This is a genomic window from Desulfobaculum sp. (assembly GCF_054921475.1).
Genome location: NZ_JBUDSW010000007.1, coordinates 21,836 through 28,352 on the forward strand (window position 1 = coordinate 21,836; position 6,517 = coordinate 28,352).

Below are 6,517 nucleotides of genomic sequence, written 5' to 3' on the forward strand. Positions count from 1 at the left end.
TTAGACCTTGATGGCAATGAGCTTTTTCAGCACCGCCGCGCCAACGCCCATCATGATGATGGCCATGGTCATGACGGACCGGCCCTGCGGTGTTTCGTAGAGCAGGCTCATGTATTCGGGGTTGATGAGGTTGATGACCAGCCCTACGCCGCCGGGGAGCGCCAGCAGAATGTAGGCCGTCAGCCGCCCCTCGGCGGAGAGCACGCGGATTTTGCCCTGCAGCTTGAAGCGCTCGCGTATCAGGCGCGAGATGCCCGCGATGATTTCCGCAAGGTTGCCGCCGGTTTCGCGCTGAATGTTTACGGAGACGATGAAGAAGCGCAGGTCCGGGCAGTCCACACGCGTGGCAAGGTTTTCAAAGGCGTCGTCCATGTCGACGCCGAAGTTGATCTCCTCCAGCGTTCTGCCGAATTCCGGGCCGATGGGCGGGGCGAATTCGTCCGCGACAAGGCGCAGGCCGTGGGTGAAGGCGTGCCCCGCCTTGAGGGCGCGGGCGACAAGGTCGAGAGCTTCGGGCAGTTGGCGCTGAAAGGCGCGCATGCGGCGGTTCTTGGCGCGGCGAATCCAAAAGAACGGGGCGTAGCCCAGCACCGTGGTGGGCACCATATGGAAGAACATATTGTCCGACACGGCCCGCGCCAGATGAAAGCCCACCGCCGCGCCAAGAAGAGCCAAAAGCAGGAGCGTGCCCACGCTGATGCGCTTGCCGGATTGGCGGATGAGGGTGTCCAGCCGCTGGGTCCACGAGAGCCTCCCCAGCAGGCTGTGGAGCCACGCCACGTCCGAGAGCGAATGCTGGCGCTGGATGTCTACCTCCTGCGGGGCAAGGCGCGACAGGCGCTGCATGCGGCGGCGGGTGAGGCGTTCGCCTTCGTCGCGGCGGCTGCGCAGCAGGATGATGGCGGCGCAGGCCGTGGAAAATATGCCAATGACGGTGGCGAGGGCGATGAGGGTGTTCATGGCGTTTCCTCCCCGACGCTGAGCAGGGTTCCGGCGCGGAAGAGGTCGGCGTCCAGTTCCACGCCAAGGGCGGACAGGCGCTGCGCAAACTTGGGCCGGATGCCCATGGACTCAAACACCCCGCGCACGCCGCGCGTGGCCGTAACGCCCGTTTGCCGGAAGCGGAAAATCTCCTGCATGGTGATGGCCGGGCCTTCCATGCCCGTAATTTCCTGCACGCTGATGAGCTTTCGCGTGCCGTCGCCAAGGCGGGTGGCCTGAATGATGACGTCGATGGCCGAGGCAATGGTGCGCTTGGTGGACTCGCCGGTCAGGTTCAGTCCTGCCATGGCGGTCATGGTCTCAATGCGCATGAGCGCGTCGCGCGGGGTATTGGCGTGCACGGTGGTCAGGGAGCCGTCGTGGCCGGTGTTCATGGCCTGCAGCATGTCCAGCACCTCCGCGCCGCGCACCTCGCCCACGATGATGCGGTCCGGGCGCATGCGCAGGCAGTTTTTGACGAGGTCGCGGGCGGTGATTTCGCCGCGGCCCTCAAGGTTGGCCGGGCGGGTTTCCAGACGCACCACGTGGTCCTGTTTTAGTTGCAGCTCCGCCGCGTCCTCAATGGTGACGATGCGTTCGTCATGGGGCACAAAGCGCGAGAGCACGTTGAGCAGGGTGGTTTTGCCGCTGCCGGTGCCGCCGGAGATGAGAATATTCAGCCGCGCCCGCACAATGCCGCGCAGCACGTCGCCAATTTCCTTTGTGAGCGCGCTGAAGGCGATAAGGTCGTCCATCTCCAGCGGGTCGCGCGAGAAGCGGCGGATGGAGAGGCTGGGCCCGTCGATGGCCAGCGGCGGGATGATGGCGTTCACGCGCGAGCCGTCCTCAAGGCGGGCATCCACCATGGGCGAGGATTCATCAATGCGCCGCCCCATGCGCGAGACGATGCGCTCGATGATTTGCCGCAGGTGGGCGTCGTCCTGAAAGCGGGTGTCCGTGCGCTCCAGCTTGCCGCGCCGTTCCACGTAGACCTGCGCGTAGCCGTTGACGAGGATGTCCGACACGGCGGGGTCCTGAAGCAACGGCTCCAGCGGGCCAAGGCCCAGCACCTCGTGGCGCATTTCGCTGATGATGCGTTGGCGCTCGGCCATGTTCAGGGGCGCTTGGCGGAACTCCTCGGCAAGGATGCGCTCCACAAGGGCGGCGATGCGGCGGCCCAGTTCCTCCGGGTCCAGACGCTCCACGGCGGCAAGGTCGATGCGCTCGATAAGGCGTTGGTGGAGCTTGGCCTTGACGGTGTAGTATTCCTCGCCCGTGGCGTCGTGGGACGTTGGGCGTATGGGGCGCTGGGCCATGTGTTCCGGGCTGGGAGCGGGCGGCGTGATGCAGGACGGTGCAGGCTGCGCCGCGCGCGTGGGCGTTGCCGTCTCTGGGCTGGCCGTGTGCGGGCGGCGCTGCGGCGTCTTCCACGCGCCGGTGTTGCGGCTGAGGCGGTCGGTCAGGCTCATGATTCACTCCGTGCGGCGCGCGGGGCGGGAGTCAGGCTCATGGCGCGGGTGCGCGAGACAAGGCGCGACAGGATGCCCCGCGCCGGGGCGGCCTCGGCCTGCGCGGTGTGCCCGAGGGTTGCGGCCAGCCGCGCGATGGAGCGCGTTACGGGCGAGGCGGGCGCGCAGTGGCGCAGGGGGCGGCCCTGATTGATGGCCGACAGCGTGGCCGCGTAGTCGTTTTCAATGCGCCAGAAGACCTTGCGCCCGAGGAGTTCTTCGGCCTCGCGCACGGAGATTTCCGCCTTGGAGAGGTGGCGGCTGACCACAAGGCGCACCTTGGCGGCAAGGCCGGGGCGCATGGCGTCAAAGTTTTCCAGCAGCTTTCGGACATTGGCGAGGCAGGGCAGGCTGAGCACGCAGACGAGGTAGATATCGTCGGCGTGGTCCATGGCGGCGACGGAGATGTCGTCCAGATGCGGATTGCCGTCCACCACGGTGACGGCGTAGTCCGCGCGCAGCCGCGCCATGAGGGCGTCCACAGCTTCGGCGGAGACGGCGTCTGCGTCGCCTGGGCGGCTGGGGGAGGGCAGAATATCCAGCCCGCTGGCGTGGCGGACCATGAGGCTGGCGAGGAATGTGGCGTCCAGCCGCGAGATGTCGCGCGCGGCCTCGCCCCAGGTGTTGGCGTATTCTATGTCCAAAAACAGCGGCACCTCGCCAAGGGGAACGCGCATATCCATAAGGGCGACGCGTTCGCCGCCACCGGCCAACTCCACGGCAAGGTTCACGGCCACGGTGGTGGCCCCCACGCCGCCCTTGCCGCCGATGACGTGGATAATGCGTCCGGCGGCGTCCTCGCCCTGTGCGGCTGTGGGCGCGGCAGTCTGGGGCGCGTCGTAGCGCTCCACAAAGCGCGAGAGCGCGGCGGCAAGGTCGTCATCGTCGCACGGGGCGGGCAAAAATTCCGACGCCCCGGCGCGCATGGCGGCAATGATGAGGTCTGGACTTTTCTCCCCGGCGGTGACGAATACTTCGTGCACCAGCCCGGTGTAGAGCATGCGGCGGATGCGGGCGAGGTCGCTGTCGTGATCGTCGCCCATTTCGTACAGGCAGGCCCCGCCAGAGCGTGTATCGTCCGCGCGGGTGGCGGTGAAGCGGGGGTGGCGCTCCACAAGGGCCGTGACGCGCTGCTGGGCGTCGTGGTCCCTGAGACTGATGCGTATGGGATACATGGTCTGCATGGCGTGCTCCGCTTGGGCTTGGGTGCGTTTCGTCTATGGTCCGCCGGGGGCGACGGTGCCAAGTTCCAGCGACATGGTCGCTTCGCCGGGCGCCTCCTGAGGCGTGGCGTAGCGCCGCGCCGCGTGGTCAGCGAGGGTGCCGCTCAGGCCCTCCACGGGCGTGGGCGGGGCCGGACCGGGGGTGACCTGCTGGTACAACAGCTGCTGATGGTAGGCCGCGCCAAGGGGCGTGGTCTTCTGGGCGGTGCAGGCCGCGCAGGTCAGGGCCGCGCACAGGGCGGTTATGGCGATAAGGCGTGTCATGGGGCGTCCTCCCGCAGGGGCAGAATGTGGCCGAATTCGCCCTCCATGCCCGAGGGCGGCGCGCCGTCGCGTCCGCCGCGGGAGCGGACGGAGGCCGGAGTGATGGACAGGGGCGCGCTGTCGTCCCTGTCGCCTTCCATCTTGCCGAGGACGAAGAATTCAAATTCATCCGGCTCCGTAAAGTGGTCGGTAGGCAGGGTTTGGCGGGCCATGTCCGTTGGCTTGGCAAGGTGGGGGGTGACGATGATGACGAGTTCGCTCTCGGCCTTTTGGAACTGCTTGGAGCTAAACAGCATGCCAAGGACGGGGATGTCGCCAAGGGCGGGGTACTTGTTCACGTCCTCGCGCACGGCGTTTTGCAGCAGGCCTGCGATGGCAAAGCTCTGCCCGTCGCCAAGCTCCACCACGGTCTCCGCGCGGCGCGAGGTAATGGCCGGGATGGTAAAGCCCTGAATCTGCAAGGCGTTTTGATAGTCCAGCTCCGAGACCTCGGGGCGCACGTCAAGGCTGATGCGGCCATCGGCCAGCACGGTGGGGGTAAAGCTGAGGCCGACGCCGTAGGGCTTGTATTCAATGGCTACGGACCCAAGGGCCTGCGGGACGGGGATGGGAATTTCGCCGCCGGCGAGGAAGCTGGCCTTCTCGCCGCCGCGGCAGACGAGGGTCGGCTCGGCCAGAATCTTCACGAGGCCATTTTGCTTCAGGGCCTGCAAAAAGCCCGTGATGGTGGCTTGTCCGCTGTGGAAGCGGAACATGCCGTTGCGCGAGGGACTGATGCGGACCTGACCGCTGCCAAGGCCGCCGTTTTGCGCGGCGGCGGGGCCGACCACGGGCAGGGGACCATTTTTATTGTCCAGCGCCCACAGGTCGTTGAGGATGGTGTAGAAGAAGTCGCCGTTCATGTAGTAGCTGAGGTCAATGCCCAGCTTTTCCATGACGGTGCGCGACATTTCGGCGACTTTGACTTCCAGCAGCACCTGATGCACGCCGCCGACGCGCAGCAGGTTGGTCACGCCGTCCGGCGAGGGCGCAAAGGCGCGGGCGAGGTCAAGGGCGGTGGAGAGGCTTTCGGTGCTGGAGACGGTGCCGGAAAGGGTGATGCTTTCATGGGCGGCCATGACCCGAATGCCGCGCTCATTGGGCAGAATGCGGTGGAGCATCTCCTTCAGGCGGGAGAGGTCCGGCGTGACCGTGATGGTGAAGACGCGCAGGACGGCGTCGCCGCCGGCCCACAGGGTGAGGGTGGTTGCGCCGGGGGTCTTGCCCGTGACGTAGACCTGCCGGGGCGACAGGACCATCACGTCCGCAATGGCCGCATCCGCTACGGAAACGCGGCTGACCGGACGCGGCGCGTCCACGACCATGGATTGCCCGGTGGCGATGCGGACGGTACCGGGCGGATATCCTGCGGCCTGCGCGGCTGCCCCGCAGGGCAGAAGGCTGGCCATCAGCAGCAGGAGAAGGATGGTGACGGGGCGCGACGGCATGGCGTCTCCCTCCCTGCATGCGCGGCGATGCGCTACATGCTGCTTGTCACGAGGACCTCAATGCGGCGCACGGGCTGGAGGTGACCCTCCGCCACGATGGTTGCGCCGTCGAGAGTTGCCCTCGTCTGGTTCGTCTCCGCACTCATGGTGGCGCTGAGGGACGCGGTGCTGGGCGAGGACGAAGGACGAAGCGTCGCGGTCGCGGCGAGGATGGCCGTGAAGATGAGCATGCCTGCAAGGATGTGTTTGGGAGCGGAGAACATGATTAAAACCTCAAGGTTGTGCGTGTTGTTCCTGTAATAAGCTCCACGCGCTGGCGGCGCGGGGCCGGGGTGGCCTGTGTGGGGGCCTTTGCTGTGCGCAGTGCGGCCAGCGTGCGCGGAATGTCGGTTCCGCTGGTGCGGATGTTGTCGTTGTCTGCCGGATTGCGCAGGGCAAAGTGCAGGGTGCCGCGCGTGGCGGCCAGGGCGAGGCGCTCGGCCTCATCCGGCGTCAGTTCCAGCGTGTAGGTGTCCACGGAGGCGGGATCGTCGCTTGCGGTGCGTTCCCACTCGGTGCCCGACGCCAACACGCGGATGTTTTGGAGCACCATCTTGGTGACGGTGCGTTCGTTTCGTGAGCTGTCGTCGTCAATGGTGACGAGGACGTCCACGCGGTTGCCCGGGCGGACGAACCCAGCCAGCCCCAGCACCTTGTTGCCCTTAACGCCAACGGCGCGCTTGCCGGGCGCCACAAGGGCGCTGACGCCGCCGGTCTGCACGTCCGGCGCCACAAGGCGCGATGCTGTCACGGCTTCACCAGCGGCAAGGTCCGTGAGCAGAACGCGTCCGGCAAGGGCCTCGGCGCTGCCGTATGCGCCGTCCGGGCGGTTGGCGGGCAGAAAATCGGCGGAGCGCAGGTGCTCCGCAGTGAGGGCCGTGCCCTTGGTCAGCGGCGCGCTGGCGACGACCACGGCCACCGTGGCGGGCGCGGCGTCGGCGTTGGGTGCGGCGCTTTGGGCGCGCATCCACAAAAAGATGAGGCCCCCGGCAAAGAGCGACAGCGCAAACGCGAG

Annotated in this window: 7 protein-coding genes; all 7 read right to left on the reverse strand. The window is 66.9% G+C overall.

Going from position 1 to position 6,517, the window contains the following annotated elements; genetic code table 11:
• Positions 1 to 960 (reverse strand): type II secretion system F family protein, encoded by a 960-nt coding sequence (locus tag ACY69P_RS00980; RefSeq protein ID WP_462326261.1) that lies wholly within the window; start codon positions 958 to 960, stop codon positions 1 to 3.
• A complete protein-coding gene (locus ACY69P_RS00985) occupies positions 957 to 2,450 on the reverse strand; it encodes a CpaF family protein (RefSeq protein ID WP_462326262.1) in 1,494 nt (497 codons plus the stop codon). The genes ACY69P_RS00980 and ACY69P_RS00985 overlap by 4 nt, the downstream gene beginning before the upstream one ends.
• Positions 2,447 to 3,673 (reverse strand): AAA family ATPase, encoded by a 1,227-nt coding sequence (locus tag ACY69P_RS00990; RefSeq protein WP_462326263.1) that lies wholly within the window; start codon positions 3,671 to 3,673, stop codon positions 2,447 to 2,449. The genes ACY69P_RS00985 and ACY69P_RS00990 overlap by 4 nt, the downstream gene beginning before the upstream one ends.
• 33 nt (positions 3,674 to 3,706) lie before the next feature.
• Complete coding sequence (locus tag ACY69P_RS00995) at positions 3,707 to 3,976, reverse strand: hypothetical protein (protein WP_462326264.1); 270 nt, start codon at positions 3,974 to 3,976, stop codon at positions 3,707 to 3,709.
• Complete coding sequence (locus tag ACY69P_RS01000; RefSeq protein WP_462326265.1) at positions 3,973 to 5,463, reverse strand: type II and III secretion system protein family protein; 1,491 nt, start codon at positions 5,461 to 5,463, stop codon at positions 3,973 to 3,975. Before ACY69P_RS01000 ends, ACY69P_RS00995 begins: the two co-directional genes overlap by 4 nt.
• 32 nt (positions 5,464 to 5,495) lie before the next feature.
• Entirely contained in the window at positions 5,496 to 5,726 is a 231-nt protein-coding gene (locus ACY69P_RS01005; protein ID WP_462326266.1) for a hypothetical protein, read from the reverse strand.
• Positions 5,727 to 5,728: 2 nt separating this feature from the next.
• Positions 5,729 to 6,517 (reverse strand): Flp pilus assembly protein CpaB (gene cpaB / locus ACY69P_RS01010; protein WP_462326267.1); only part of this gene is annotated, 789 nt, incomplete at its 5' end.

Coding starts and splice junctions, on each gene's coding strand:
- ACY69P_RS00980 (WP_462326261.1), bottom strand. CDS start 960: ATGAACACCCTCATCGCCCTCGCCACCGTCATTGGCATATTTTCCACG.
- ACY69P_RS00985 (WP_462326262.1), bottom strand. CDS start 2,450: ATGAGCCTGACCGACCGCCTCAGCCGCAACACCGGCGCGTGGAAGACG.
- ACY69P_RS00990 (WP_462326263.1), bottom strand. CDS start 3,673: ATGCAGACCATGTATCCCATACGCATCAGTCTCAGGGACCACGACGCC.
- ACY69P_RS00995 (WP_462326264.1), bottom strand. CDS start 3,976: ATGACACGCCTTATCGCCATAACCGCCCTGTGCGCGGCCCTGACCTGC.
- ACY69P_RS01000 (WP_462326265.1), bottom strand. CDS start 5,463: ATGCCGTCGCGCCCCGTCACCATCCTTCTCCTGCTGCTGATGGCCAGC.
- ACY69P_RS01005 (WP_462326266.1), bottom strand. CDS start 5,726: ATGTTCTCCGCTCCCAAACACATCCTTGCAGGCATGCTCATCTTCACG.